Raw genomic sequence first — 24,526 nt, 5'->3', positions numbered from 1 at the left:
TATGACATTTAATCCGGTGATGGAGCCGCCTGCGCCTGTCGAAGCGTTGAGCGACATCCTGATGCGCATCGTTTCCGAACTGCACGATGTTGCCTATCTCATCGAGCGCATCGAGCCGCAGCTTCTCGACCTCGGCGGCGCCGAAATCCTCAATTCGCCCGACGCCATGAAGGTCATGCAGGGCATCGATCTCGCCGTGCAGAAATCGCGCGGCCTTGCCGAATTCATCGACACCATCACCGGCGAAATTCCGCATGGCTGGGCAGTCGACGTCGCGACGGCGCTCAGCCTCGTCAAGCTGGCGGAGATGCAGAAGGCGCTGGGCGGCGCCACACGCCACGGCCACTCCCAGCCGCTGAGCAAGGCAGCCGGCGACTTCGACTTCTTCTGATGCATGTCGCCTGGCGATGCGCCGCCGTTCCGGGATAACGACATACATGAAACAGGGAGCCTTTCGCTCCCGCCCGCGCTTTACGAAACGCTCGCACAAGTTTCGCCGATTATTCGTCAGATGAGGCAATAAGCCTGCTTTGTCTTTGACGGATTGTGCGAGAACAGAATGAATCTGTTAAATCAATTAGTTCAGATCTTTAAGAACTTCGGTTCCCTTGGCCGAACACGCCTGATGATTCTCGGAGGCGTCGGTGCCGTCTCCATCGCAATCGTCCTTGCGGCCGCCCTTTTCGTCAACAAGCCGGCACAGGAAACGCTCTATGTCGGTCTGGATTCGCCGGATCTCAACCAGATCAGCATGGCGCTTGCCGAAGCCAACATCAATTTCCAGGTCGGCACCGACGGCACCAGCATCAGCGTCCCGGCGGGGATGACGGGCAAGGCCCGCCTGATGCTTGCCGAGCGCGGCTTGCCGAACAGCGCCAATGCCGGTTACGAGCTCTTCGACAATGTCGGTTCGCTCGGCCTGACTTCCTTCATGCAGGAGGTGACGCGAGTTCGCGCGCTGGAAGGCGAAATCGCCCGCACCATCCAGTCGATCTCGGGTATAACGGCCGCGCGCGTGCACATCGTCATGCCGGAGGTCGGGAACTTCCGGAAGCAGGAGCAGAAGCCGACCGCCTCCGTCATGATTCGCGCCAGCGCCGCCACCGGGCGCAGTGCCGCCACCTCGATCCGCCACCTCGTCGCCTCGGCCGTGCCGGGGCTTGACGTCGATGACGTGACGATCCTCGATTCCGCCGGTCAGTTGCTGGCATCCGGCGACGAAGCGAGCAACAGCTCGCTGAACCGCTCGCTCAACATCGTCCAGAACGTTCAGCAGGAAGTCGAATCCAACATCGACAAGGCGCTGGCACCCTTCCTCGGCATGGACAACTTCCGCTCCAGCGTCACCGCCGATCTCAACACCGACGCCCAGCAGATCCAGGAAACCACCTACGATCCCGAATCCAAGGTCGAACGCTCGGTCCGCTCGACGAAGGAAGCCCAGCAGTCGCAGCAGAAGACGTCCGATAGCGCGACGACCGTCGAGCAGAACATCCCGCAGGCCGCTCCCGAGGCCGGTGGTTCCGCCGGACCTCAATCGGAGGACAAATCCGACAAGCGCGAAGAGCAGACCAACTACGAAATCAACAGCAAGACGACGGCGACGACCCGCAACAGCTACAAGGTCGAGAAGCTTTCGATCGCCGTGGTGGTCAACAAGGGCCGCATCGCCAAGATGGTCGGCGAGCCCGCCGACCAGGCCAAGATGGACGCCTATGTTGCCGAGATGAAGAGCATCGTCGCTTCGGCAGCCGGCATCGACGCCAACCGCGGCGACGTCGTCACCGTCACGGCCATGGACTTCCTCGAGAACCAGCTGCTCGAAGATGCCACCGGCGGTGTCCGCGTCATGGACATGCTGAGCCGCAACCTTGCCGGCATCATCAACTCGCTGGCCTTCGTCGCGGTCGCCTTCGTGGTGGTCTGGATGGGCCTGCGGCCTCTGGTGCGCAGCGTCAGCGGCAATGGCTCCAGCTCGGTTCTCGGCGACGCCACGCCGGAAGCGGCCGGCCTCGAGCTTCCGGACTTTGCGCCGGCGGCAGGCGCCCCGGGCGGCGCTCTCATGGACGGCTTCGGCTCCGACTTCGGCTTCGACAGCACCGAAGATCTGCTCAGCCTCGGCGACGACGACGGCAACTTCAACCGCCGCGTCAAGGAAGGTCCGGAACGCAAGCTCTCCCGCATGGTCGAGATCAACGAGGAACGCGCCGCGAAAATCCTCCGGAAATGGGCGATCGACGAGGCAGCATAAGAAAAAAGGCCGGGCAACCGGCCTTTTTCATGTCGGTGCCGAAGCTTCATTTGCTGTAACGGAATTGTTGCCGCTGTAGGGAAACTTGATAAAGGCCGACTCGCGTAAAACGCGAATGAAGTTGCGGCACAGCCAGAATCACCGTAGCCTTCCCCCATATCTTGAGGGCTGGAATTGATCGTCGAATCAGTGCATGGGCGGCAGCGGATGTAAATCCCTAGAAGTCGGAGATGGTGATTTGCACCGGCTGGCTTACCCTTGGGTGATTCGAAATGGGATTCGAGCGGGACTCGAATTGAATCCCTTACAGAAAAATTGCTGTTGCACCGAGTTTGATGGTTTCTCAGCCGCAGGACATTGCCAATGGATATGGACGTAATTCAGGCGAGCAAAGGCGAGAGGCAAATGTCGAATTTCGCGAGCGCTGTGGTGCCGGATCTGTTGCCGCGTGATGAACTGCTCCAGCGCCTGCACGGTGTCGCCAACACTGGCAGGTTGCAGTCTGGGCTGCGCGCACTGACGGAATATGTCGGTGCTTCCCACTATCTTCTGGCGCGCTGCGATCTCCTCCAGGAAAGCGGCCTTGATTTCATTGTTTCGTCCGATTGGCCCTTCGACCTGGTCAGGGATATCGCCAATGACCTGGTTCGCGGCTATGCCCGCTCGACGGAGCTGGAAAAATGCATGCAGGTCTTCCAGCCGAATTTTGCCCTCATGCCTGACAGTGCCGACGTGCCGGATGGCGCCAGCCGCCAATATTGTTCTCTCACCTTCAATGTCGGCCGGTCGCGGCTGGCCCTGATGTTCCTGTTCGGCGAGGGGTTCATCCTGTCGCCGGAGCGCCTGCGGGATGTCGGCCTGCTTGCCGGTTATGTCGCGAGTTTTCTGCGCTGCGGTGGCACCAGAGTCGACCGCGATTTCGATTTGACGGACCGCGAGCTGGAATGCCTGTTCTGGATCGCCGAGGGCAAGACCAGCGACGAGATCGCGATGATCCTCGGTATCTCCCGCAATACCATCAACAACTACATCACCAGCGTGATGCGCAAGACGGCGACCAAGACCCGGTCCGAGGCCATTGCCTTCGCCGTCCGCAACAATCTCGTATAGGGGGATCTATGGGGCACCCATCAGCCAGGACGATGAGCGGCGCCGAGCAGCTGCGCATGGTGCGTGTAAACAGGATTTCCAGCCGGTCCGATCTTTTTCCGCGGTTGATCGCGATGCAGAAGCTCGCCGATGCGCAAGGCTTCGCGATCTTCCGCGTCAGCGGCTCGGGTGTTCCGGCAAAGCAGCGCCTTGTCTGCGAGCTCGAGAACTGGGGTTCTTCCAATGCCGGTTTCGGCAAGGCCTTCATCGATGCCTACGGGGATATCCTTCTCGACCATATCGAAAAGTCGCTGCTGCCGCTTTCATGGGCCGGCGGTTACGACCGTGCGGCGCCCGGTCCGGCCGACTTCGCGCCGTTCATGACACGGCTGCAGGACGGTATCCTGCCTTTCTCCGGCCTTGCCTTTCCGGTGCGGCTCGGCGCCGTCGGCAACGGTTTCATCCTTTTCACCGGCGATGAGATCGATCCCTCGAGCGATACCATCGTCGAGCTGCACGGTCGCTGCTGCCATATCATGATGGATCTGCTCTCGCTCGACGAACGCCGCACGGCTGCCGCCGAGGCGCTCAGCGAACGCGAGATCGCCTGTCTCCAGCTTGCCGGCGACGGCCGCATCAGCGAAGAGATCGCCGACAAGCTCGGCCTGTCCGTGCACACCGTCAACGCCTATCTCGGCTCGGCGACCATCAAGCTCGATTCCGTCAATCGCATCCAGGCGATCGCCAAGGCGATCCGGCTCGGCTACATCAGCTGACCGGAAGTGGACACCGGTTCGCGTGAAGAAAATGCGATAAACAAAGACCTAGACGTCAGCTGGCCAGCGCCCGTGGCGGCTGGTTCACGCTGTAACGCGATTCCCGAAGGCTCCTTTTCAGGAAGATGGTGTTCTCGTCGGGATCGGCCGAGGGATCCTGGAAAGCGATGTGGTTGATCTCGATGCCGGCATGGTCTTCGGCAAGGGTCAACTGGGCGTAGACGGTGACGCCGCGCGGCTTGATTTCCAGATCGAGCACGACTTCGGGCTTGCCGCCCCATTCCAGCGTATAGTTGCCGCCCAGGCCGAAATTCACCGTGCCCGGATGAAAGAAAAGCTCGGCGGCCGAGGCGACGAGATCGGAAAGATTGCCGTAATACTCGAAGCGCAGCAGGGAAATAAGGTCAGAAGCATCCAGAAGGCGCAGTTCCGTGGCGACCGGGCTGATCGCTTCTGCCAGGATTTTTTCACGCTGGGTAGAGTGAGGGCATTTTTTCATTCGGCTTATCTTACCCGTTTGTTCTTGGCGTCTGCGGCGTAGACCCGGTGGATCAGCTCCGCAACGGCCTTATAGAAGACTGACGGTATGACACTATCGACCGAGACTTGCGCAAACATGGAGCGTGCAAGCGGCGGATCTTCGAACACCGGGATGCCGTTCTGCTCGGCGATCTCCCTGATCTTGAGCGCGATGAGGTCCTGGCCCTTGGCCAGCACGACAGGCGCATCGTTCTCTTCACGCGCGTAACGCAGCGCCACCGCATAGTGCGTCGGGTTGGCGATGACGAGCGTTGCGCGCTGCACGTCGGCGATCATGCGCCGGCGCGCGCGGTCGCGCATCAGCGAGCGCTGCCGGCTCTTGACGAAGGGGTCGCCCTGCGCCTGTTTGTTTTCTTCCTTGATCTCGTGCCGCGTCATCTTCAGCTCGGTGAACCAGTGATGGCGCGTCCAGAAAAAATCGGCGATCGCCACGATCGCGGTGGCGATCAGCATGACGATGATGATCTTGCGCATCGCCGTCGTGATTCGCACGAGGATCGTTTGCGGGTCGGAGAACATCGCGTCGATCGAGCTGAAATATTCGCTCCGGAGCACGAAAAACAGGATCACCCCGACGACGACGACCTTGAACAGCGATTTTCCGAATTCGATGAGGCCGGGCAGGCTGAACAGCCGTTCCCAGCCCTTGATCGGCGAGATGCGCGAGCCCTGCGGCCGGATGCGTTCGAGCACCAGCGTCGGCAGGTTCTGGAAGACGGAGGAGGCGACGCCGAACACCATGAACAGGATGAAGGCCGGCGCCAGCAGTGCTGCACTGGCCCAGCCGATCCGGACGAACAACGACATGATATCCGGCCCCGTCTCGATCTTCCATTGGTCGGGCTGCTCGAAGATGTCGCGCAGCGTTTCCGTCATGCGCCCGACGCTGTCGGGGAGGAAGAACACCAGATAGATGTAGGTGGCGAGAATGGTCGCGAAGATCGACAGCTCGCGCGAAGACGGCACGTTGCCTTTTTCCGCGGCATCGCTTTGCTTTTTCGCGGTCGGGGCTTCTGTTTTGCTGTCCTTGTCATCGTCTGCCAAGTCGCAGCCCTCCCTAAAAGAAACAGGCCGCAGCCAATGCACGTCGCCCGAAACTGTGCAGCGGTTTGGGGATGACGACATGCATCAGAACAAAGACCTAAAGCGCGTCGCAGGAACTGAGTTCCATCCGACGCGCTTTAGAGCGCAGCCTGTTATCAGAAGGGTAGTCGCCTGTGGCATGGCGATCAACAGCCGCCTTGCGAGCGGCTGGATTTGTCAACAGTCTCGAAGAGCCGATGCACGTCGCCCGGAAGTGTATAGCGGTTCCGGGACAACGACGTGCATAAAACAAGAAGCTAAAACGAGTCGCATGAACCAGTTCACTGCGAGGCGTTTTAGGCGGCTGCCGAAGCGTCGCCTTCCTTCTCCTTGAGTTCGATCTGACCTGAGTTGGCCAGGCGAATCGCTTCCTGCGCCACGGCGCGCCGCGCAATGGCGATCTCGCGCGGATTGACGCCGCCCATGCCGCTCTGCAGATCCGATTCGATCATGCGGCGCTGACGCGGGCTGATGGCGGAGAGAACCGATTCGCGGATCTCGGCGGGCGAGCCGCGCAATGCGACGGTGAGCACATCCGTCGAGATGTCGTTGAGCAACATGACGCGGCTGCGCTGCGGCATGTACATGAGGTCTTCGAACAGGAAGATCTTCGGGCGGACCTTGTTGACCGACTCGCGGCTGATCGATTCCAGCGAGGTGAGCAGCGTGTCGACCTGCGGCTTGTCGAGTTCGTTCATCAGGTCGGCGACCTTCGTCGAGCCGGCGGCATTGCGCTCTGCCTCGACCTCGGCAAGCAGCGTCATCACCTGGTTCTCGATGATCTGCGCAGCCTTCGGGCTGACGGTCTTCATGTTGACCGTTCGGTTCATGATGTCGGCGCGGCGGTTGTCAGGAAGCTGCAGCAGCACCTTGGCGCCGAAGTTGGAAGGCATCATCGAAAGAATATAGGCGACGGTCTGCGGATGCTCGCGCAGCAGGAACTGGGCGACGAATGTCGGCTCCGCCTCGCTGAGACGATCCCAGATCGAGGTTTCGTAGGCCTGGAATGCGGTGCGGCGGCCGAGCAGGCTGTCGACCTCGTCGGGCGTCAGGCCTTCTTCCAGAATGGCCTCGATCGCCTTGGCGTTATCCATCAGTCCGGCGCCCTCGGTGAAGAGGTCCTCGAATTCGGCGACGAGCATCAGCAGCTCGTCCGGCGGAATGGCGCGCAACGACTGAGCGGATGCGATAATGGTCTGCAGTTCGGCCTGAGTGAAATATTTCAACAGCCGGCCGGCGACTCCCTTTCCCATAGCGAGAAGAACAGCCGCCGCCTTTTCAGCCTGGGTCAACGGTTTCCCGGCTAGCGCGCCGCCGAAATCGTCAAAGTCCATCATGGTCTAACCTCTCCGTCCCACACAGGGATCAGGCTTTTTTCGTGCTCAAAACTTCTATCAGTTTTACACCGAATCGCGTGTCGTCGTTATCAAGCACCGTAATTTCGCCGCGGGCAATCCTGCGACCGTTCACCATAATCTCGACCGGTTCGCCGATTTTCTTGTCGAGGGCGATCGTCGCCCCTTCATTGAGGTTCATCAGGCCGGAGACCTGCATGCGGCTCGTGCCGAGCATGATCTGGACGTCGATCGGGATGTCCATGATCAGCTCGAAGTTGGAATTCAAAGCGCTGCCGAGCGGAGCCGGCGACGCCTCGAAGGAAGAGCTGCTGCCGAAATCCATGCTGGCGGCCGGGCCGGCATTGCCGGCGCCGAAATCGCCGCCGAAATCGTCGCCGCCGAATGGCGTTTCCGAAACCTCGCCGCCGAAAGCCGCCAGGTCCGTTCCCGTTGCGAAGGGGTCGTCCTGCAGGTCGCCGCCAAACTGCGACAGGTCGCCATCGGCATCCTGCTTCAGCACGCCGCGCAGATCGTCGATCGCCTGGTCGAGATCCGCTTCGCTGCCCGGAAGATCCAGGGAGAGGTCGCTGTTCTGCTGTGTTTTCTTCGTTGCCATGAAATCACTATTCCAGTTGAAACTTGCCTCAAACTGCCTTTGCAGCCCAAGAGCCAGAGAACCGATTAATTCATTAAATGACGGATGAGTTCGTCATCCGAGTTCATCGTATCCTTGACGCGGACCATGTAGTTTTCACCTGAACGCCCGAACTCGCACACATACAATTCCATGCTGTTGGCGCTGACCTCGACGCGCACGTCGCCGCTGTCGCGGAACGGAATGACGTCGCCGACCATCAGCTTCGATATCGTGCGCAGCGTCAGGTCCTGCAGCCTGATCTTGGCCTCGAGCGTGACATACGAGCGGCGGACCTGGTCGCCGAGCTGTTCGGTCCATTCCGGCGAATTGCCGGTCGTCTGGCGCTTCGGCTTCGGTGGCGTCACCTTGGTCTTGAGCAGCGCTGTCTGCGGCACCATCAACGAAAATTCCGAAACGATGCCCGCAAGCGTGATCGACATGTTGATGGCGGCGGCGAATTCATCCGGGCGGTCCTCCGGCGGCCGGGCGCGCATCTCAAGGGCGTGCGGGGCCGAAAGGCTCGGTTCGAAACCGCCTGGCGCGTTGACGGCCGAGCGCAGCACTTTGGCGATCTTGTCGAAAACCATCACCGCCAGGTCGATTTCGATGATCGACAGTAGCCGGTCGGCCGGCTCCTCGATCGTATCGGCGGTGGCGCCGAGCAGGTGCTCCATCAGCGTGATGACGAAACCATTGCCGCAGGCAATCGTGATGTTCTGCGACCAGTTGCGCAGCGTCACGTCGACGAGCGTCACGTTCGCGCTCAGGTCGTCGATCAGGTGGTTCTTATAGCCGATCTCGCAGCCGAGATAGTTGACCGTCACGTCGAGACCGGTCTCGCTCTTGATGACGTCGGGAAAGAATTCGCTGTAGATTTCCCCGAAGGAGCTGCAGATCTTGGCAACCCTGCCTTTGTCGCCAAGGCCGCCTGTCAGCTTGGCGAGAAGGGCAGGATCCATTGCCGGTTTGTCATGCGGAGCATTGCTCATGGTCATTTAAGCCGCCTTGGTTTCGCCGCCTGGGTTCATCATTTCCTGTTCGACCGCATCGATGGACGGACGCTCGTAAGCCGAGATCGTCTTGCGGCCGTATTCGAGAGCGACCTGCGGCACCGAGCCGTTCATATAGGCAAGCAGCGTCTGCTTGACGATGACATAGAGGCGGTGCTGCTTGTTGCGCACGACCTTGATCTGGGAGACCAGCGGCGAGCAGACGCAGTAGGACAAGAGAATGCCGAGGAAGGTGCCGACGAGCGCCGAGCCGATCAGGTGGCCGAGCACTTCAGGCGAATCGTTGATGTGGGCCATCGCCTTGATGACGCCGAGAACCGCCGCGACGATACCGATCGCCGGGAAGGAATCGCCCATGATCTGGATCGCGTGGTAGGGCTTCATCTTGTCGTGCATGATGGTGTTGAGTTCTTCGTCCATCAGCGCCTCGATCTCGTGGCTGCGGGCATTGCCGATGATGATCAGGCGCACGTAGTCGCAGATGAACGCCGTCAGTTCCTTGTTCTTCAGAACGGTCGGCGCCTGTTGGAAGATCGTCGATTCTGCCGGATTGTCGATATGGGCTTCGATTTCGTTGCGCGACTTGGTGCGCAGGTCGCGCATCAGCGAATAGAGCACGCCGAGCGTATCGAGATAATTGCGTTCCTTCGGCACGGCGTGCTTGAAGGCTTCGCCGAGCGCCTTGCCGGAATCCTTCACCACCTTCATCGGGTTCGCCATGATGAAACTGCCGAGACCGGCGCCGCCGATGATGACGAATTCAAAGGGCTGGAACAGCGCGTCCACATGGCCGCCCATCGCCATGAAGCTGCCGATGACACAGCCGCAAGTCACTATAAATCCGATAATGATGTTCATCGTCAGCCCAATCTGAACGTTACTTTTCTCTAGGACGGATAGGGTTTCTGCCTTGCGTGAGGCTGATGAAAGGGCCGCCCGCAAGGCATTTGCCTGTGCCAGCTTCGCGCAAGCATCTGTCGTCAGTCTAAAGGGGACGAATGGGTGCGTGCACCCGTTTCTGAGATGCCGCCTCAGCGAAATCCCGGCCGAACCACATGAGACGACGCCCGGCTTTTCGTTCCGTTCATCGCCAATGCTTGGAGCTTACCGACATGCAATCCGGTCTTTATGTTTCTCTGTCGTCGCAGATGGCCCTCGAAAAGCGCCTGAACACCATCGCAGACAACATGGCGAACGTGAACACGACCGGCTTTCGCGCCACCGAGGTGAAGTTCGACGAGATGGTGGCGGCGACCAAGAACAAGCTGAACACCAAGGTCGCCTTCGTTTCCCAGGGCAACGACTATCTGAACGAAAGCAATGGCGAGTTGCAGCACACCGGCAACATGCTCGATTTCGCCGTCAAGGGCGATGCCTGGTTCTCACTCGATACGCCGGCCGGCCGTGTGCTGACACGGGACGGCCGCTTTACGCTCAAGGATACCGGCGAACTGGTCTCGATCCGGGGATATCCGGTTCTCGACGCCGGCGGCGCGCCAATCCAGCTCAACACCAAAGGGGGCGAGCCGGCCGTCGGCACCGACGGCATCATCTATCAGGACAAGCGCCAGGTCGCTTCGCTCGGCCTGTTCGAGGCCGACATCAGCAAGGGTTATCTGCGCTATGAAAACAGCGGCATCATGACCACCGACCAGCCGCGCGCCGTCGTCGACCGCTTCAATGTCGGTGTCGAGCAGGGTTATCTCGAAAATTCCAACGTCAACGCCATGCGCGAGATCACCCAGCTGATCGAAGTCAACCGCGCCTTCGAAAGCGTCTCGTCGCTGATGCGCGACAGTGAGGATTCGTTCAAGGAAGCCGTGCAGACGCTGGGAGGCAGCCGCTGAGCATGAACACCACGCTCCTGTCCGCGGACGGCCTTTCCCCGAAGCTGGCGCATCTGGCAGATCTCGTCGACCGATACGTATCGCCGGACTTTGCGGTTGCCCATGGCGGCCGCGTGCAGACCATCGCCGCCGGCCACTACACGGTTCGCGGCCTCTCCCGCCATGTCCGCCTCGGCGAATTCGTCGCCCATAAATCGGCGACCGGCATCCATCTCGGCGAGGTTGTTCGCGTCGAGCCTGATCTGATCTATGTCTGCCCGATCGAACCCGGCGAGCCGATCGGCATCCACGATACCGTGATCCGCAAGGGCGCCTTCCGCATCTCGCCGTCGGACAGCTGGTGCGGGCGCACCGTCAACTCGCTCTGCGAGCCGATCGACGGGCTGGGTCCGATCACCGAGGGCCTCGATCGCCGTTCGATCTCCAATACCGCGCCGCCCTCGATGACCCGCAAGCGTGTCGAGACCGGCTTCAAGACCGGCGTGCGCGCGATAGACATCTTCTCGCCGCTCTGCCTCGGGCAGCGCCTCGGCATCTTCGCCGGCTCCGGCGTCGGCAAGTCGACGCTGCTGTCCATGCTCGCCCGCGCCGATGCCTTCGACAAGGTCGTCATTGCGCTTGTCGGCGAACGCGGCCGCGAGGTGCGCGAATTCATCGAGGATACGCTCGGCAGCAATATGAAGAAAGCGATCGCCGTCGTCGCCACCAGCGACGAGAGCCCGATGCTGCGCAAGATGGCGCCGCTGACGGCGGTCACCATTGCCGAGCATTTCCGCGACAAGGGCGAAAACGTCCTCTTCATCGTCGACAGCGTCACGCGTTTCGCCCATGCGATCCGCGAGGTGGCGACCGCCTCCGGCGAGCCGCCGATTGCGCGCGGTTATCCCGCTTCCGTCTTCACCGAGCTGCCGCGCCTGCTCGAGCGCGCCGGTCCCGGCCCCGAGGGCGCCGGCACCATCACGGCAATCATCTCGATCCTCGTCGACGGCGACAACCACAACGACCCGATCGCCGATTCGACGCGCGGCATCCTCGACGGTCACATCGTCCTGCAGCGCAGCCTCGCCGAAGAAGGGCGTTATCCGCCGATCGATCCATTGGCCTCGATCTCGCGTCTCGCCCGCAAGGCCTGGACGCCGGACCAGGAAAAGCTGGTGTCGCGGCTGAAAGTGCTGATCCACCGCTTCGAGGAGACGCGCGACCTGCGCCTGATCGGCGGTTATCGCCAGGGCGCCGATCCCGATCTCGACATGGCGGTCAAGCAGGTGCCCATCATTTACGACGTCCTGAAGCAGTCGCCGGGCGACCGTGAATCGCCCGATGCCTTTGCCGATCTCGCCGGCGCGCTCAAGGCTGCAGCCGGCATGGGCAATCAGGGCGCACAGATCCAGAGGAGATAGACGTGGCTGAATTCGACGACGAACGCATCGCTTCCCTGAAGCAGCGCAGGAAGACCGTCATCCTGGATCGGTTTCTGACCTTCACCGGCCTGGCGCTGGCGGGTGCGGCCGCCTTCTTTCCCTGGTATGTGTTCTTTAACGAAGACAAATTCGGCATCAACGTCGCCGCCAGCGACAATTCGCGCGACCTGCCCGATTGGCCGGCCCGCAACGTCTTCAGCGTCTCGCCGCTTGCCATGGTCAACAAGAACGAGGGAGACAAGAAGGCCCCGCCGATCGATCCGCTGACGACGGCGACGGTTTCCGATCTCGGCAAGGAGCGCAACGGCAAGCCCTTGCTGGAAGATCAGCCGTTCCCCGGCAAGTCTTCCTTCCGCCTGCTGCACGTCTCCAACGGCCGGGCGCTGATCGAGGATCCCTCGGGTATGTATATGGTGCGCATCGGCTCGATCCTGCCCGACGAAAGCCGCCTTGCGGCACTCGAGCAGCGCGACGGGAAATGGGTGATCGTCACCTCCAAGGGCGATACCTACCAGAACAATTGAACCTGTCGGCCAACGCCGAAGGCAACAGGGGCTCCGCCGCGAATCGGCCGGAGTCCTTTTGCGCTTCTGAAAAGACGCGCGCTCTGTAGATCGGTGGCATTTCCCGAAAAGCACCTTGAAGCCTGAATTCCCGTAAGTCCCACGCAAGATTACCGCACTAGGTTCGGGACAGTAAAAACGGAGAGTTCTCATGCAACCGATCCAACTTTTCGACTTGGCTTCGCGGCAGGCGGAATGGCTGACGGTCCGTCAGCAGGTTGTTGCCGGCAACATCGCGAATGCCAATACCCCGAAATTCCACGCCAAGGACGTCACGCCCTTCGACGTCGTACTTGATAAGTCCGACATCACCATGGCGCGCACCAATCCGGCCCATCTCAGCGGCAACGATTTCAGCGACAGCGGCGATATCGACGTCAAGGAGGCCGCACTCGACCAGGAAATCGGCGTCCAGGAATCCGGCAACACGGTCGGTTTGGCCGAGGAGCTCTCCAAGTCGGGCGATATCAAGCGCCAGTACGATCTGAACACCTCGCTGGTCAGTTCCTTCAACCGCATGATGTTGCTGACCGTCAGGAAGTAAAACGCATGGATCCGCTTTCAGCAGCAATGAAAATCGCCGGTTCCGGGCTCGAGGCGCAGTCGACGCGCCTGCGCATCGTTTCGGAAAACATCGCCAACGCCCGCTCGACCGGCGACACGCCCGGAGCCGACCCCTATCGCCGCAAGACGATCACCTTCGGCCAGCAGATGGATCGCGCCAGCGGCGTCGAGACGGTCGACGTCAAGAAGGTCGGCGTCGACGAAGGCGATTTCAGCACCGAATTCGATCCCAGCAATCCGGCTGCGGACCAGAAGGGCGTGGTCAAGCTGCCGAACGTCAACATCCTGGTCGAGATGGCCGACATGCGCGAAGCCAACCGTTCCTATGACGCCAATCTGCAGACGATCAAGCAGACCCGCGATCTCATCTCCTCCACGATCGATCTCCTGAAGAGCCAATAATAATGATCAGCAGCGTCCAGAATGTCAGTAATCTTTCGATGACCCGTGCGCTCGGCGCCGTCGACACCGAAAATTCCGCCTCGTCGTCTGCCGCCGCCATGCCGGGCACCGCAGGTGCGACCAACGGCATGAGCTTCGCCTCCGTCATGGGCAACATGGCGAGCGACGCGGTCACCAGCCTGAAGGGTGCGGAAAGCATGTCCTTTGCCGGTATCAAGGGCACGGCGACGACGCGAGAGGTCGTCGATTCCATGCTCCAGGCCGAGCAGACGCTGCAGACCGCGATCGCCATCCGCGACAAGGTCGTCTCGGCCTTTCTCGAAGTCACCAAGATGCAGATGTAACTGATTTGAGGACGAACACATGAGAGCGCTCGCCATCGCAGCAACGGGTATGGATGCCCAGCAGACCAATCTGGAAGTCATCGCCAACAACATCGCCAACATCAATACGACCGGTTTCAAGCGCGCCCGCGCCGAATTCTCCGATCTTCTCTACCAGACCGAACGCGCCAAGGGTGTCGCCAACCGCGCCAACCAGGCCGTGGTTCCGGAAGGCGCCAATATCGGCCTCGGCGTCCAGACCTCGGCGGTCCGTAACCTGCATCTCCAGGGCGAACTGACCCAGACCGGCAACGACCTCGACGTGGCGCTGATCGGCAAGGGTTTCTTCCAGATCCAGTCGACCGACGGGACGACGCTTTATAGCCGCGCCGGCGCCTTCAACAAGAACGACCAGGGCCAGCTCGTCACCATCGACGGCTACGAGGTCCTTCCCGGCATCAACATTCCGACGGGCTCGACCGAATTGACGATCAGCCGCTCGGGCCAGGTTTCGGCCAAGCTGCCCGGCGCGACGACCGCGACCACGCTTGGACAGCTGACGCTTGCCGATTTCGTCAACGAGGCCGGCCTCCAGCCGATCGGCGACAATCTCTTTCAGGAAACGGCCGCCTCCGGCCAAGCCGTCGTCGGCAATCCTGACGAGGAAGGCTTCGCCTACATGAAGCAGGGTTACCTGGAATCGTCGAACGTCGACCCGGTGAAGGAAATCACCGAGCTGATCTCGGCCCAGCGCGCTTACGAAATGAATTCCAAGGTGATCACCACCGCTGATGAAATGGCCTCCATCGTCAGCAAGAACCTGAAGTAAAGGAAAGGGCCGAAACATGATGTTTTGCCGGGCAGGACACATCTCAGGATGGGTGGCGGCAGCCACGATCGCAGTCGCGGGCATTTTCTTGCCTGCGGAGGTGGATGCCGGCATGGGTTATGCCGTCGTCCCGACGACGATCATCTACCCCGGCGACACACTGTCGGCCAGCCAGCTTCAGGAGGTCGAGGTCACCAACCCCAACCTCGCCGGCGATTTTGCCAAATCCATTTCCGAGGTCGAAGGCTTGGTCTCCAAGCGCACGCTGCTGCCGGGCCGGACGATTTCGGTTTCCGGCCTGCGCGAAGCCTATACGGTGACCCGCGGTTCTACGATCCGCCTGGTCTTTTCGCTCGGCGCGATGACGATCTCGGCCGCCGGCACGCCGCTCGAAGACGGCTCGACGGGGCAGGTCGTGCGCGCCCGCAATATGGATTCCGGCGTCATCGTCAGCGGCACGGTGCTTGCGGACGGCACGGTCCATGTGAGGGCAAAATGAAATTGTTCTTCCGTTTCTTAACCCTTGTCGCGGTTCTCGCCATGAGCCTGGCCGACGTCGCGCCCGCCTTTGCGCTGACCTCCCGCATCAAGGATATCGCCTCGCTTCAGGCCGGCCGCGACAACCAGTTGATCGGTTACGGCCTGATCGTCGGCCTGCAGGGAACCGGCGACGGCTTCCGTTCCTCCCCCTTCACCGAGCAGTCGATGCGAGCGATGCTGCAAAATCTCGGCATCTCGACGCAGGGCAGCCAGTCCAACGCCAAGAACACGGCGGCGGTGATGGTCACCGCCAACCTGCCGCCCTTCGCAAGTCCCGGCAGCCGTATCGACGTCACGGTGAGCTCGCTCGGCGACGCAACGTCGCTGCGCGGCGGCACGCTTGTCATGACCTCGCTTTCCGGTGCCGACGGCCAGATCTATGCCGTCGCGCAAGGTGCCGCCATCGTTTCCGGTTTTCAGGCCCAGGGCCAGGCGGCCACCGTGACCGAAGGCGTCACCACGGCCGGCCGTGTGCCGGGCGGCGCCATCATCGAACGCGAACTGCCGTCCCGCTTCAAGGATTCGGTCAATCTCGTCCTGCAGCTGCGCAACCCCGATTTCTCGACGGCGATCCGTATCGCCGACATCGTCAACGGTTATGCCTCGGCGCGCTTCGGCGGCCCGGTCGCCGAAGCCAAGGACTCGCAGGAAGTGGTGATCCAGAAGCCGCGCACCGCCGATCTCACCCGGCTGATGGCCGACATCGAAAATCTCATCGTAGAAACCGATACGCCGGCCAAGGTTGTGATCAACGAGCGCACCGGAACGATCGTCATCGGCTCTGATGTCCGCGTCTCGCCGGTTGCCGTCAGCTACGGCACCCTGACGGTTCAGGTCACCGAGACGCCGCAGATCATCCAGCCCGAACCCTTCTCGCGCGGCCGGACCGCGGTCCAGCCGCAGACCGATATCGCGGCTGAGCAGACCGGCGGGCGCGTCGCCATCATCGACGGCCCCGACCTCAGAACCCTCGTCGCCGGCCTCAACAATATCGGTGTGAAACCGGATGGCATCATCGCCATTCTCCAGGGCATCAAATCGGCGGGCGCCCTGCAGGCGGAGCTTGTGCTGCAATGAAGACGATCCTGAACCCCGACATGACGGTCCTGCAGCTGCTGCGCCGGCTGGCGCTGCCGGCGGCAGGTCTCGTCCTTCTGTCGATCCCGGGCGCCTTCGCGCAGGAGCATGCGCCGGCGGGCGACATCACCTCCCAGGACGAGATCAAGCAGTTCTGCACCAACATCGCCGACCCCGCCCGCGACCAGCGTTACCTCCTGCAGAAGCAGGAACTGGAAAAGCTTCGCGCCGACATCGACGCCCGCGTGGCCGAGATGGACCGGCGCAAGGCCGAATACCAGGACTGGCTGAAGCGGCGCGACGATTTCCTGAAACAGGCGGAAGCCGGCCTGACCGACATCTACAAGAAGATGAAGCCGGATGTGGCCGCACTGCAGCTGCAGGAGATGAATATCGAGGTGGCGTCTGCCGTGATCATGCGGCTCGGACCGCGTCAGTCGAGCCTCATCCTCAATGAGATGGACGCCAAGAAGGCCGCGGCCATCGCCAGCGTCATCGCCAGTGCGTCCGATCCCAATACGTCGAAGGATCCTTCATGAATATGCGTTTCCAGGCCGCGATCGCTGCCCTCGCACTCCTTGCAGGTTGCCAGTCTCCGACGGCGGTCAGCGAGATCGGCCGTGCGCCCGCCATGAGCCCGATCGGCAGCGGCCTTGCCTACGGCCAGACGCCGCAGATGGCGCTTTATCCGAAGCAGCCGCGTGCCGTGGCGCAGGGTTATTCGCTGTGGAGTGATTCGCAGGCCGCCCTCTTCAAGGATGCGCGCGCGCTCAACGTCGGCGACATCCTGACTGTCGACATCCAGATCAACGACAAGGCTTCCTTCGACAACGAGACCAACCGCAGCCGCAAGAATTCGAGCGGCATGGCCTGGGACGTCAACGCCCAGATCTTCGGCTGGACGCCGGAGTCCAAAACCGACCTGACCTATGGCTCCGACACCAGCACCGACGGCAAGGGCAAGATCGAGCGCACCGACAAGATCAACCTTATGGTCGCCGCCGTCGTCACCGGCATTCTCGAAAACGGCAACCTCGTCATCTCGGGCTCGCAGGAAGTCCGGCTGAACCAGGAACTGCGCATTCTGAACGTCGCCGGTATCGTGCGTCCGCAGGACGTCAATTCCGACAACCAGATCTCCTACGACAAGATCGCCGAAGCCCGCATCTCCTACGGTGGCCGCGGCCGCCTGATGGAAGTGCAGCAGCCTCCGCGCGGCCAGCAGGCCGTCGATCTTTTCTCGCCGCTTTGAGGCTGAACGACGATGGCAGAGCCAGACGCAAGCGCAGGTCAACCGAAGAAGAAATCCGCGGCGTTGATGACGATCATCGGCATCGCCGTCCTGACGCTCGTCGGCGCCGGCGGCGGCTGGGCGGTCGGCATGATCGTCGCGCCCGAGATCAAGGGCGCCAAGGAGGCCGAGCAGGCCAAGGACGCCGAGGCCAAGAAAAAGGCCGAGGAAGGCCTGGCCCGCATTTCGACCGAGGCCAACAACGTCGTCCAGCTCGAGCCGATCACCTCGAACCTCGCCTACCCCTCGGAAAACTGGGTGCGACTCGAGGTCGCGCTGCTGTTCAACGGGCCGCCGGATGTCAAGGTTTCCGAGGATATTCATCAGGATATCCTCGCCTATATCAGGACCGTTTCCCTGCAGCAGATCGAGGGGCCGCGGGGCTTTCAATATCTCAAGGATGACATACAGGAACGTGTTGACCTTCGTTCGCAAGGGCGGGTATCGAAGGTCATGTTCAGGACATTTGTCATCGAATGATTCGTCTCATAGTTTTCCTTGCCGCCATGATGGCGGTGCCGGAACTGGCGGTGGCACAGCAGCTGCCGACTGACTTGTTGAACGTGCCGGTCGATGGCTCCGTCGCCGCCTGGATCATCCGGACATTCGGCCTGCTGACCATTCTTTCAGTCGCGCCGGGCATCCTGATCATGGTGACGAGCTTCCCGCGCTTCATCATCGCCTTCTCGATCTTGCGTTCGGGCATGGGCCTCTCTTCGACGCCCTCCAACATGATCCTGCTGTCGCTGTCGCTGTTCATGACCTTCTACGTCATGTCGCCGACCTTCGATCAGGCCTGGCAGAACGGCGTGCAGCCGCTGCTTGCCAACCAGATCAACGAGACCGAGGCGGTCCAGCGCATCGCCGAACCCTTCCGCACCTTCATGGCGGCCAATACCCGCGACAAGGATCTGGCGCTTTTCGTCGATCTGGCGCGCGAACGTGGACAGAATATCCAGACGACCGATCCGATCGACTACCGCGTGCTGATCCCGGCCTTCATGATTTCGGAAATTCGCCGCGGCTTCGAGATCGGCTTCCTCGTCGTGCTGCCGTTCCTCGTCATCGACCTGATCGTCGCCACCATCACCATGGCGATGGGCATGATGATGCTGCCACCGACCTCGATCTCTCTGCCGTTCAAAATTCTCTTCTTCGTGCTGATCGACGGCTGGAACCTGCTCGTCGGCAGCCTGGTGCGCTCCTTCCACTGACCGGCTGCGGCTCATGCCTTGGCCACGAGAAACTTCGGATCCTCGATAGGCCGGTTCGTGCTATGCGTGGCTCGCGAAATCCATCAGCAATGCCAGACCTTCCGGCCAGTCACCCAGATCGCTTTGGCCATTGATGTGGCCGGCCGCGCCGATGATTTTCAACTCGCTACCCCATTGCTTTGCTCGCGTTTCGACGTAGGGCAGCGAACCATAGGGATCGTTGGTGCTTGCGACGATCAGCGATGGAAAGCCGAACTGCGCTTGCGGCACATCTGCAAAGCCTGCAGCATCCGCAGGAAAGCTCGGAGAAAGAGGGTCCGGCACGGCGGCGAGGAACGCTCCCCTGATCGGTGAAGGGGCACGTTGGTGCCAATGTGCTACAAGCAGGCAGGAGAGGCTATGCGCCACGAGAATAGGTAGTGTTTTCGCCCGACGCACCGCTTGGTCCAAGGCTTCGATCCAGTCGGAAAGATCCGGCTGATCCCAGCTCGTCGGCGCAAAACGGCGTATGGCTGGATTAGCATTCTCCCAACGGCTCTGCCAATGCGTGTTTCCGGAATTGCCGATGCCCGGCAGATGAATGAATTCGGTCATATCTGGCCTCTTCTTCGCTACGGCGGAATATGGCGGTTTACACCTGCGAACCAAATTGGCATCTATCGGAAAAGTACCGGGTAATCCGATAGATTGAAGGTTGATGGCAAAGCGCACCGATACCAGTCCAGATCTTGATCCAACCGACATCGCCATCATCGAAGTCTTGCAGGATGATGGACGCATCAGCGTCTCCGAGCTCGGAAGGAAGGTCGGCCTTTCCCAGCCGGCCACGTCGGAGCGTCTCAAACGGCTTGAAGAACGCGGTGTCATCGAGGCCTACAGAGCCATCATCGACCCCGCCGCAGTCGGACTTGGCATGATGGCCGTTATTCGCCTGCGCACCACGCACGAGCATATCAAGACATGCCTGAAGCAGTTTTCCGATATGCCGCAGATCATTGAGGTTCTAAGGCTGACGGGAGAGGATTGTTTTCATCTGAAGGTCATTGTTCCCACGCCGGCCGACCTTGAAAGCATCGTCGATGCCATTGCGCGCTATGGTTCGGTCACGACGGCCATCGTTCTGCGCAGGGAGCCGTCTAAACCTATCGGGCGTGAACTGATCGCAAAGAGGTAGTTTCGCAAATACCCGCTGAGGTGAACAGGATCGCTTCGGCGGGTATTCGGCGTCGGAAAGCCTCACTCGGCCGCGAACGGCGCCGTGCGCGGCGGCAGCGCCGCAATGTCCATATGGTCGGGTGCGAGACCCTGCTTGGCGCGCTCGGCCATGCTTTCATAGGCCTGCTCCAGATGGTGGCAGAAGCGTTCGGCATCGAAGAGCGGCGCGATATAGCGCTTCTCCTTGAGGTGTGCCTTGTATTCGGCGATCCGCCCGGGATTCTCGGCCAGTTCGACGGCAAGATCCTCATAGGCCTGCAGGTCGTTTGCGACGAGCTCGGGCAGGTCAATGGCCCTGAGCAGGCTCTCGCTGACGCGTGAGGCGAAGTTGGTGCCTTTGACGGTCAGCACCGGCAGGCCGCCCCAGAGCTGCTCCGAGGTGGTCGTATGGCCGTTGACCGGGAAGGTATCGATGCCGACATCGGCCGCCTGCTGGCGGTCGATGTGCTCTTCATAGGGTGCGCGCGGGCAGAAGATGATCCGCTTCGGCGAAATGCCCGCCGCCTGGAATTGCTTCAAGAGATTCGCCTGGTTGCGCGGCGTGTTCGCCATCAGCCAGAGCACGCTGTTCGGCGCGCGCTTGAGGATCCGGCACCAGCTATGGATGACCTCAGGCGTAATCTTGCGGTTGCCGTTGAAGGACGCGAAGATGAAGGCCTCTTCCGGCAGGCCGAGCTGCTCGCGGGTAACAGCGCGCGGCTTCGGCCGATGCATCGGGTCGTTCGGCTGGTAGCTTTCCGGCAGCCGGCAGAATTTCTCATGGTAGAAGGGCTTGGCCACCTCGGGTAATACCGAATGGTCCCCGATGACGTAGTCGAGGTCGATATTGACCGTGCTGCCGGGGAAACCGAGCCAGCCGACGTGTACCGGCGCCAGCGGCAGGTTGAAGGCCGACGCGCGGCTGCCCGAAGTATGGCCCTTCAAGTCGACCATGATGTCGATATTATGCTCGCGCACCACCTGCAGCACCGCCTGGTCGGAAAAGCCGTGAACGTCGACGATCCGGCCCCAGCGGCTGCGGTCGGTCACGTTGTGTTTCAGGTATTCCGGGCCGGTATGGCAGAAGAGCGTCACCTCGAACCGGTCCGTGTCGTGCAGTTCCAGGATGCGCTGCAGGAGCTTCATTGTCGCATGGCGATCCCAGAAGTCCGATGACATGTAGCCGATCCGGATCTTGTCCGACCAGCTGTGCGGCTGGTTGCGGCGGAAGGCCACCCGTTCCGGATTGAGGGGGGTGGTGCCGATCGTCGCATGCCGGTTGTGGTCTTCGTTGCCGCACCAGTGCAGATGATAGAACGGGTTATCCTTGCGCAGGATCTCAAGATCGCCCTTTGCGAGTGCAGCGTCGATCACCGCCTGATGTTTGCTGGCCTCTTCGAACTCATTGAATTCGCGGGTGAAAACCAGATGCAGGAAGCGGAATGCGAGATTGCCGGGAAACCGCTTGAAGAGGTTGCGCGAGAGGCTCTGGTTGGTTGCGTCGTTCAGATCGTCGCTCAGGAGCAGGGCGGCGAGGCGCATATGATCGGGATTGGCACTCTGTGACAGCACAGTCTTGAACGGGCGGATGATATCCCGCTGCTGGCGCTTCAGATAGATCGCCGTGATGATGAAGGCGAGTTCCGGGTCTTCCTGTGCCTTGGCGAGGTTTCGCATGGCAACCAGCAGAGCATCATCCTCGTTGCCGGTCTCGTAATGCAGCTTGGCAGCCTGTTTCTGGTATTCATAGGCATTCGGTCCTTCGCAGTTACCGGCCAGGCCATAGGCTTTCGCGGCATCGGCCTTGAAGCCGAGCTGCACGAGGTTCTTGGCCAGCAGCGCGTAGGTCTTGGCGTCCTGCTGGATATCCATGAGCTGGTTGAGCGTCGCCAAGGACTGTGTATAGCGGCCTGCCTGGTAATCTCTGGATGCTGCAGAGAACGAAACTTTGCTGTTCAAAACCCAACTCCGTGAAGGAAATGTTCTGGCATGGCTGTCGATCGCCGAGCGCGCACGAGCCGTCCTGCCCGAAAACGGGTGGGTCGATCCGATCATGCTATCCCGGCGCCTGCCACATTGCCATGTGAAGCTTGCTTGAAACCGGTGCGTCTCCTGAAGACGCTTCCTTTCATGAGAGAAAATGGTTTCTTTCCCGGTGCATTAGCATGCGAAGGAATAGATTCAGCCGGCATTAACTATGCGATGCAAGGAGCCGGCCCGGACCCTTTATTTTTAAGAAGTTGGCAAGCATTGGCTGCGAAATTGCCCTGGACATGACGGGTTTGGGCCAAACAAAAAAAGGCGCCGAGTAGCATGAAGCTGGTCCGTCATCGCCGGTACTATAGTCCGGTATGTCCTCCTTTTTGTATCTAGTTTCCAGGGGACAGATTTATGACAAGCATTAACACGAACACCTCCGCGCAGGCCGCCCTCCAGACGCTGCGCAGCGTCAACCAGAACCTCAACAGCACACAGAACCACGTTTCTTCGGGTTACCGCGTCGAAAAGGCTTCTGATAACGCTGCTTACTGGTCGATCGCAACTACCATGCGTTCGGACAACAAGGCCCTCTCGGCCGTTTCCGACGCGCTCGGCGTAGGTGCTGCCAAGGTCGATACCGCTTACACCGCCATGGACAGCGCCATCGACGTCGTCGGCGACATCAAGGCCAAGCTGGTTGCCGCGACTGAAAACGGCGTCGACAAGGCGAAGGTTCAGGAAGAAATCGGTCAGCTGCAGCAGCAGCTCCTGAGCATCGCTCAGTCGGCTTCCTTCAACGGCGAAAACTGGGTTGCCGGCGCTTCCGGCACCAAGAGCGTCGTTTCCTCCTTCGTCCGTGACGGCTCCAACGCCGTTTCGGTCACCACGACCGACTACGTTCTCGACGACAGCACCACGGGCAACGTTCTGTTCGGCATGAGCGGCGGCGCGGTTGATGTCTCCACGGGTATCCTCGGTACTTCGAATGGTTCGACCGGCTCGATCTACTCGATGGACATCACCAACTTCACCTCCGGTGAGATCCAGACGGCTCTGAGCAACGTCGAATCGGCTCTGAAGTCCATGACCAGCGCCGGCGCCGCTCTCGGCTCGCTTTCCAAGCGTATCGACAGCCAGGACGACTTCGTGTCGGCTCTCAGCGACTCGATCGACTCCGGTGTCGGCCGTCTCGTCGATGCCGATATGGAAGAGGAATCCTCCAAGCTCAGTGCCCTGCAGACCCAGCAGCAGCTGGCGATCCAGTCGCTATCGATCGCGAACTCCTCTTCGCAGAACATCCTGTCGCTCTTCCGCTAAGACCGGCCGACATCAGGCTTTCAAGTTTCGCGGCCGGGTTATCCCCGGCCGCGAAATGTTTTAAGATAAGGTTAATGAAAATCCATCTAAGTATCAGATATTTTTGAGATATTCCCAATCTGAATTTAGCCTTCCTTAACCATCTTGCTGTTTTCTAGGCCCATCGAAACGGCGAGTTAACCCTAACGAGAATGGTTAACAGGCATGATGCTGATCGCTGTGGGCCGGACGAAATCCGGAATGTCCCTTCTTAAAATCTGCCAACAAGGGGCAAACAAACTATGACGAGCATCAACACCAATAACGCTGCAATGGCAGCCCTTCAGACTCTCCGTGGTATCAACCAGGGTCTCCAGACAACCCAGTCCCACGTTTCATCCGGCTATCGCGTCGGCAAGGCATCCGACAACGCCGCTTACTGGTCGATCGCGACGACCATGCGTTCGGACAACAAGGCACTTTCCGCCGTTTCCGACGCTCTCGGCCTTGGCGCGGCCAAAGTCGACACCGCTTACTCCGCCATGGACAGCGCCATCGACGTCGTCGGCGACATCAAGGCCAAGCTCGTTGCCGCGACTGAGAACGGCGTCGACAAGGCCAAGGTCCAGGAAGAAATCAGCCAGCTGCAGCAGCAGCTTCTGAGCGTCGCTCAGTCGGCTTCCTTCTCCGGTGAAAACTGGGTTGCCGGCGCTTCGGGCACCAAGAACGTCGTTGCCTCCTTCGTCCGTGACGGCTCCAATGCCGTTTCGGTCGTGATGACCGACTACGTTCTCGACGACAGCACCACGGGCAACGTTCTGTTCGGCATGAGCGGCGGCGCGGTTGATGTTTCGACAGGGATCCTCGGCACCTCGAGCGGTTCGACCGGTTCCGTCTACTCGATGGATATCACCAACTTCACCCTCGGCGAGATCCAGACGGCACTGACCAACGTCGAATCGGCCCTGAAGGCTATGACCAGCGCCGGCGCCGCGCTTGGCTCGATCTCCAAGCGCATCGAGCTGCAGGAGAACTTCGTGTCCGCACTCAGCGACTCAATCGACTCCGGTGTCGGCCGTCTCGTCGACGCCGACATGGAAGAGGAATCCTCCAAGCTCAGCGCCCTGCAGACCCAGCAGCAGCTGGCGGTTCAGTCGCTGTCGATCGCGAACTCCTCTTCGCAGACCATCCTCACGCTGTTCCGCGGCTAATAATCCACGGAAACATCGGCCCGCCGGTCTCCGGCGGGCATCCAAAAATCG

General features: G+C 60.7%; 28 protein-coding genes. 20 read left to right on the top strand and 8 right to left on the bottom strand.

Annotated elements, in window-relative coordinates:
* Nucleotide 1 precedes the first annotated feature (1 nt).
* From CO667_RS19505 to CO667_RS19490, 4 genes are all read left to right on the top strand, one after another.
* Nucleotides 2-391, top strand: a complete 390-nt coding sequence (locus CO667_RS19505; RefSeq protein ID WP_003584234.1) for a hypothetical protein — start codon at nt 2-4, stop codon at nt 389-391.
* Between the two features lie 168 nt (nt 392-559).
* A complete protein-coding gene (gene fliF, locus CO667_RS19500; protein ID WP_097619926.1) occupies nt 560-2,251 on the top strand; it encodes a flagellar basal-body MS-ring/collar protein FliF in 1,692 nt (563 codons plus the stop codon).
* Nucleotides 2,252-2,614: 363 nt separating this feature from the next.
* Nucleotides 2,615-3,361: a LuxR C-terminal-related transcriptional regulator gene (locus CO667_RS19495; protein ID WP_097619925.1), complete on the top strand. Its 747-nt coding sequence runs from the start codon at nt 2,615-2,617 to the stop codon at nt 3,359-3,361.
* Between the two features lie 8 nt (nt 3,362-3,369).
* On the top strand, nt 3,370-4,116 hold the full coding sequence (locus CO667_RS19490; RefSeq protein WP_097619924.1) for a helix-turn-helix transcriptional regulator: 747 nt from the start codon (nt 3,370-3,372) through the stop codon (nt 4,114-4,116).
* A 55-nt stretch (nt 4,117-4,171) separates the two neighbouring features.
* Here CO667_RS19490 and CO667_RS19485 read toward each other — a convergent pair whose 3' ends face one another.
* The 6 genes from CO667_RS19485 to motA all read right to left on the bottom strand — a co-directional run bounded on the left by CO667_RS19485 (nt 4,172) and on the right by motA (nt 9,581).
* Nucleotides 4,172-4,615: a hypothetical protein gene (locus CO667_RS19485; protein ID WP_097619923.1), complete on the bottom strand. Its 444-nt coding sequence runs from the start codon at nt 4,613-4,615 to the stop codon at nt 4,172-4,174.
* A 5-nt stretch (nt 4,616-4,620) separates the two neighbouring features.
* Nucleotides 4,621-5,700, bottom strand: coding sequence for a flagellar biosynthesis protein FlhB (gene flhB, locus CO667_RS19480; RefSeq protein ID WP_097619922.1), 1,080 nt, complete (start codon nt 5,698-5,700; stop codon nt 4,621-4,623).
* Between the two features lie 335 nt (nt 5,701-6,035).
* A complete protein-coding gene (gene fliG / locus CO667_RS19475) occupies nt 6,036-7,076 on the bottom strand; it encodes a flagellar motor switch protein FliG (RefSeq protein ID WP_097619921.1) in 1,041 nt (346 codons plus the stop codon).
* Between the two features lie 28 nt (nt 7,077-7,104).
* Nucleotides 7,105-7,692 carry a flagellar motor switch protein FliN gene (fliN, locus tag CO667_RS19470; protein WP_097619920.1) on the bottom strand — a complete coding sequence of 196 codons (588 nt, stop codon included), beginning with the start codon at nt 7,690-7,692 and terminating at the stop codon, nt 7,105-7,107.
* Between the two features lie 65 nt (nt 7,693-7,757).
* Nucleotides 7,758-8,708 (bottom strand): FliM/FliN family flagellar motor switch protein, encoded by a 951-nt coding sequence (locus CO667_RS19465; protein WP_097619919.1) that lies wholly within the window; start codon nt 8,706-8,708, stop codon nt 7,758-7,760.
* The gene (motA, locus tag CO667_RS19460) at nt 8,709-9,581 is read right to left on the bottom strand and encodes a flagellar motor stator protein MotA (RefSeq protein WP_097619918.1); all 873 of its coding nucleotides are present in this window, start codon (nt 9,579-9,581) and stop codon (nt 8,709-8,711) included. It abuts the gene before it with no gap.
* A 254-nt stretch (nt 9,582-9,835) separates the two neighbouring features.
* Between motA and flgF the strand changes: the two genes are divergently transcribed.
* The 13 genes from flgF (at nt 9,836) to fliP (ending at nt 18,794) form a co-directional block, all read left to right on the top strand.
* The gene (gene flgF, locus CO667_RS19455) at nt 9,836-10,570 is read left to right on the top strand and encodes a flagellar basal-body rod protein FlgF (RefSeq protein ID WP_097619917.1); all 735 of its coding nucleotides are present in this window, start codon (nt 9,836-9,838) and stop codon (nt 10,568-10,570) included.
* A gap of 2 nt (nt 10,571-10,572) precedes the next feature.
* Complete coding sequence (gene fliI / locus CO667_RS19450) at nt 10,573-11,970, top strand: flagellar protein export ATPase FliI (protein ID WP_097619916.1); 1,398 nt, start codon at nt 10,573-10,575, stop codon at nt 11,968-11,970.
* Nucleotides 11,971-11,972: 2 nt separating this feature from the next.
* A complete protein-coding gene (locus CO667_RS19445; RefSeq protein ID WP_097619915.1) occupies nt 11,973-12,515 on the top strand; it encodes a flagellar protein in 543 nt (180 codons plus the stop codon).
* A gap of 190 nt (nt 12,516-12,705) precedes the next feature.
* Complete coding sequence (flgB, locus tag CO667_RS19440) at nt 12,706-13,098, top strand: flagellar basal body rod protein FlgB (RefSeq protein WP_097619914.1); 393 nt, start codon at nt 12,706-12,708, stop codon at nt 13,096-13,098.
* Nucleotides 13,099-13,103: 5 nt separating this feature from the next.
* Entirely contained in the window at nt 13,104-13,520 is a 417-nt protein-coding gene (flgC, locus tag CO667_RS19435) for a flagellar basal body rod protein FlgC (RefSeq protein ID WP_007633309.1), read from the top strand.
* A 2-nt stretch (nt 13,521-13,522) separates the two neighbouring features.
* Entirely contained in the window at nt 13,523-13,864 is a 342-nt protein-coding gene (locus CO667_RS19430) for a flagellar hook-basal body complex protein FliE (RefSeq protein ID WP_097619913.1), read from the top strand.
* 19 nt (nt 13,865-13,883) lie between these two features.
* The gene (gene flgG / locus CO667_RS19425) at nt 13,884-14,672 is read left to right on the top strand and encodes a flagellar basal-body rod protein FlgG (RefSeq protein ID WP_097619912.1); all 789 of its coding nucleotides are present in this window, start codon (nt 13,884-13,886) and stop codon (nt 14,670-14,672) included.
* 16 nt (nt 14,673-14,688) lie between these two features.
* The gene (gene flgA, locus CO667_RS19420; protein ID WP_097619911.1) at nt 14,689-15,171 is read left to right on the top strand and encodes a flagellar basal body P-ring formation chaperone FlgA; all 483 of its coding nucleotides are present in this window, start codon (nt 14,689-14,691) and stop codon (nt 15,169-15,171) included.
* The gene (locus tag CO667_RS19415; RefSeq protein WP_097619910.1) at nt 15,168-16,289 is read left to right on the top strand and encodes a flagellar basal body P-ring protein FlgI; all 1,122 of its coding nucleotides are present in this window, start codon (nt 15,168-15,170) and stop codon (nt 16,287-16,289) included. The genes flgA and CO667_RS19415 overlap by 4 nt, the downstream gene beginning before the upstream one ends.
* A complete protein-coding gene (locus CO667_RS19410) occupies nt 16,286-16,828 on the top strand; it encodes a MotE family protein (RefSeq protein ID WP_097619909.1) in 543 nt (180 codons plus the stop codon). Before CO667_RS19415 ends, CO667_RS19410 begins: the two co-directional genes overlap by 4 nt.
* A complete protein-coding gene (flgH, locus tag CO667_RS19405) occupies nt 16,825-17,541 on the top strand; it encodes a flagellar basal body L-ring protein FlgH (RefSeq protein ID WP_097619908.1) in 717 nt (238 codons plus the stop codon). Before CO667_RS19410 ends, flgH begins: the two co-directional genes overlap by 4 nt.
* Before the next feature lie 12 nt (nt 17,542-17,553).
* The gene (locus CO667_RS19400; protein ID WP_097619907.1) at nt 17,554-18,060 is read left to right on the top strand and encodes a flagellar basal body-associated FliL family protein; all 507 of its coding nucleotides are present in this window, start codon (nt 17,554-17,556) and stop codon (nt 18,058-18,060) included.
* Nucleotides 18,057-18,794, top strand: a complete 738-nt coding sequence (fliP, locus tag CO667_RS19395) for a flagellar type III secretion system pore protein FliP (RefSeq protein WP_097619906.1) — start codon at nt 18,057-18,059, stop codon at nt 18,792-18,794. Before CO667_RS19400 ends, fliP begins: the two co-directional genes overlap by 4 nt.
* A 60-nt stretch (nt 18,795-18,854) precedes the next feature.
* Here fliP and CO667_RS19390 read toward each other — a convergent pair whose 3' ends face one another.
* The gene (locus tag CO667_RS19390; RefSeq protein ID WP_097619905.1) at nt 18,855-19,388 is read right to left on the bottom strand and encodes an alpha/beta hydrolase; all 534 of its coding nucleotides are present in this window, start codon (nt 19,386-19,388) and stop codon (nt 18,855-18,857) included.
* Nucleotides 19,389-19,491: 103 nt separating this feature from the next.
* On the opposite strand from CO667_RS19390, the gene CO667_RS19385 reads away from it, so the two are divergent.
* Nucleotides 19,492-19,968: an Lrp/AsnC family transcriptional regulator gene (locus tag CO667_RS19385; protein ID WP_097619904.1), complete on the top strand. Its 477-nt coding sequence runs from the start codon at nt 19,492-19,494 to the stop codon at nt 19,966-19,968.
* Nucleotides 19,969-20,030: 62 nt separating this feature from the next.
* Here the strand turns inward: CO667_RS19385 and CO667_RS19380 are convergent, their stop codons facing one another.
* On the bottom strand, nt 20,031-21,947 hold the full coding sequence (locus tag CO667_RS19380) for a glycosyl transferase (RefSeq protein ID WP_097619903.1): 1,917 nt from the start codon (nt 21,945-21,947) through the stop codon (nt 20,031-20,033).
* A 432-nt stretch (nt 21,948-22,379) separates the two neighbouring features.
* Here CO667_RS19380 and CO667_RS19370 point away from each other — a divergent pair, with 432 nt between their 5' ends.
* The gene (locus tag CO667_RS19370; protein WP_097619902.1) at nt 22,380-23,285 is read left to right on the top strand and encodes a flagellin; all 906 of its coding nucleotides are present in this window, start codon (nt 22,380-22,382) and stop codon (nt 23,283-23,285) included.
* A 281-nt stretch (nt 23,286-23,566) separates the two neighbouring features.
* Nucleotides 23,567-24,475: a flagellin gene (locus CO667_RS19365; RefSeq protein ID WP_097619901.1), complete on the top strand. Its 909-nt coding sequence runs from the start codon at nt 23,567-23,569 to the stop codon at nt 24,473-24,475.
* Nucleotides 24,476-24,526: the final 51 nt, after the last annotated feature.

Origin of the sequence: Rhizobium sp. L43, from assembly GCF_002531725.1 — a bacterium.
In the GTDB taxonomy this organism is placed as follows: domain Bacteria; phylum Pseudomonadota; class Alphaproteobacteria; order Rhizobiales; family Rhizobiaceae; genus Rhizobium.
This window is presented reverse-complemented; position numbering and strand designations above follow the sequence as displayed.